Genomic DNA, 2,572 nt, shown 5'->3' with positions numbered 1-2,572 from the left:
CTTCGCAGGCTCAGGGCGTTCGAAGCTCGAAAAGCCAAGCAATTGGCTTTTCGTCCGCTAACGCGGCCGCTTCTCACCCCACAAGGGGAGAAGGAAAGAGCTACCCGTTTGACGATCCCTGCCCTCGCCTGTAGCTGTCGGTCACCCCCCAAGCGAGGACAGCATGGCGAGCGACGAAGGTTTCTCCGACTTCTTCTATCCCGCAGCTGACGGCTTGAAGCTCCATGCCCGGATCTATGGCGAGGCGAACACCGGCGGCTGGCCGGTCATCTGCCTGCCGGGCCTCACCCGCAATGCCCGCGACTTCCATGAATTGGCGCTCCATCTTTCCAGCAAGGTGGAGAACCCCCGCAAGGTCATCGCGTTCGACTACCGCGGCCGGGGCCAGTCGGACCACGATCCCGATATCGGCCACTACAATGTCGGGGTCGAGGCCGGCGACGTGCTTGCCGGGATGTCGGCGCTCGGCGTCGAGCAGGCAGCCTTCGTCGGCACGTCGCGTGGCGGCCTGATCATCCATGTGCTCGGCGCGCTGAAGCCGGCCGTGCTGAAGGCCATCGTGCTGAACGATATCGGGCCGGTGATCGAGACGGAGGGTCTAGCCCATATCCGCTCCTATCTCGACCGTGCGCCGAAACCGAAGACGTTCGCCGAGGCGGTGGATACCCAGCGGCGCGTGCATGGCGCCGATTTCCCGGCGCTTACCGACGCCGACTGGGCCCGGATGGTGCGGGCAATCTGCCGTGAGACGGCGGCCGGCTGGGTGCCGGATTTCGATCCAGCCCTGGTCGACACGCTGGCCGGCATCGATTTCAGCAAGCCGTTGCCGCGTCTGTGGCCGCAGTTCGATGCTTTGGCCGCCGTGCCGCTGCTTGCCATTCGCGGCGGCAATTCAAAACTATTATCAGCTGCGAGCGTCGAGGAGATGGGAATACGTCATCCCGGCATGGAGACGATCACCGTCGAAGGTCAGGGACACGCTCCCTTTCTGGAAACCGGCACTCTGCTGCGGGAGATTGCGGATTTCCTCGATCGGGCAGAGCGCGAATCAAAACAAAGTAAAGCCCGAGACTAATTCAACCTCGGGCTTGTCAATAAAATATATATTCTCCGGCACGCGGCGCGTGCCTATTTGCCCTTGGAGCTCTTGCGCCGCGCCTTTGCCGGCTCCGCTCCGCTCTCCTTGCGAGCGGCTTTGCCAGGTGACGGCGCGGTCAGGGGAGAGGCAAAGACGGAGTTCTCCGCGGCGCTCGGCGCCTGATCGGCACGCGGCTTCTCGAGAACGACGACACAGCCATCAAGATCGTTGGTGGCGAGGTGCGCGTAACGCATGGTCATCGACAGCGTCTGGTGGCCAAGCCACATCTGGACGCGCCTGATGTCGATACCGCCCTGAACGAGGCGGGAAGCACAAGTGTGACGCAGGATGTGCGGCACCACCTGCTCATCGGCGCCGAGACCGACTTCCGTCTTCGCCTCGTTCCAGATCGCGCGGTACTGCGCTTGGCTGAGCTTGGTGAACGGGCCCTTCGGCCGGCGTCCTTCGGTGTTCGGCGGCAGCTTAATCACCTCCTTGACCCGTTCGGTCATCGGAATGGTGCGGCTGCGGCCGGATTTGGTGATCCAGAAGGAGACGCGATGCTCCTGGATGTCGTTCCAGATCAGGCCGAGCGCCTCGCCGAGGCGGCAGCCGGTATCGACCAGGAAGACGGAGAGCCTGTAAGCATCCTCGCTGCGGCTCCTGATGGCGGCGAACAGCCTTGCCTCTTCGTCCCTTTCTAGGAAACGAATCCGTCCTGCCCGCTCCTTCTGGCGGCGGAACTCAGGCAGGCTGTGGATATCTCCCATCTTGTGAGCCTTGCGCAGCAGCTTGCTGAGTGCAGCCATCTTGCGATTGATGGTTGCGTTGCTGTTCCCGCGCTGGCGCAAGGTACCGATAAGATTGTCCAGGGTGTTCTGGTCAAAGGTGCTGAAACGCTCTCCGAGAAGGATCTCGTCTATTTCACCGATGAAAGAGCTGACATTGTATTTATGCCGCCCATCATCCCAGAGTATATCCCGGTATGCTGCAAAGAGTTCCCCGATCCTGTGCGATTTTACTTCCCGGATCTTGTTGAAGGTGTACCTAAACTTCGAGTTCTGAGAAGAAAATACCGCAAAATGACCAGAGGGTTCTCCCTCTTGAATCGCTTCGTTCGACATTTTTAGCCACACCCCCTGTGGTTAAGCCTTCAGCCCTAACCGTTCGGAGATGTCCTTTCAAGAGTTTTCGAATCTTGCGGCCAACCACATCCGCCGGTGGCGGATCCCACAAAGTCGCTCCACAGACCCGATCAGCTTACCGTTTCACCCCCATCCTTTCGTTTGCTTCGACCAATCGCGAAAACAAAACGGCCCGGGCGTGGAGACGCCCGGGCCGGATTTCAGTTGCGGTCCAGCCCTTAGAAGGAGCGCTGGAAGCGGAGGAGACCGCCGATGGCGTCGTCTTCGCCAGCAGAAATACCGGTCCAGTTGTGGTTCGTGCCACGGGTATCGGCTTCGCCGATGCTGCCTGCATTGACGTAGTCAACTT

Annotated in this window: 2 protein-coding genes; one reads left to right on the top strand and one right to left on the bottom strand. The window is 60.7% G+C overall.

The genetic code is table 11. The features are described 5' to 3' along the window. Nucleotides 1–163: 163 nt before the first annotated feature. On the top strand, nucleotides 164–1,075 hold the full coding sequence (locus EOA27_RS31420) for an alpha/beta hydrolase (protein ID WP_127258103.1): 912 nt from the start codon (nucleotides 164–166) through the stop codon (nucleotides 1,073–1,075). A gap of 53 nt (nucleotides 1,076–1,128) precedes the next feature. Here the strand turns inward: EOA27_RS31420 and EOA27_RS31415 are convergent, their stop codons facing one another. Beyond that, nucleotides 1,129–2,202 carry a site-specific integrase gene (locus EOA27_RS31415; protein ID WP_126078328.1) on the bottom strand — a complete coding sequence of 358 codons (1,074 nt, stop codon included), beginning with the start codon at nucleotides 2,200–2,202 and terminating at the stop codon, nucleotides 1,129–1,131. Between the last annotated feature and the right edge of the window lie 370 nt (nucleotides 2,203–2,572).

It is taken from the genome of Mesorhizobium sp. M2A.F.Ca.ET.037.01.1.1, assembly GCF_003998075.1.
Taxonomy (GTDB): Bacteria; Pseudomonadota; Alphaproteobacteria; order Rhizobiales; family Rhizobiaceae; genus Mesorhizobium.
Note: the sequence above shows the minus strand (reverse complement) of the source record. Positions and strands in the feature narration are given on the sequence as shown.

Coding starts and splice junctions, on each gene's coding strand:
- EOA27_RS31420 (WP_127258103.1), top strand. CDS start 164: ATGGCGAGCGACGAAGGTTTCTCCGACTTCTTCTATCCCGCAGCTGAC.
- EOA27_RS31415 (WP_126078328.1), bottom strand. CDS start 2,202: ATGTCGAACGAAGCGATTCAAGAGGGAGAACCCTCTGGTCATTTTGCG.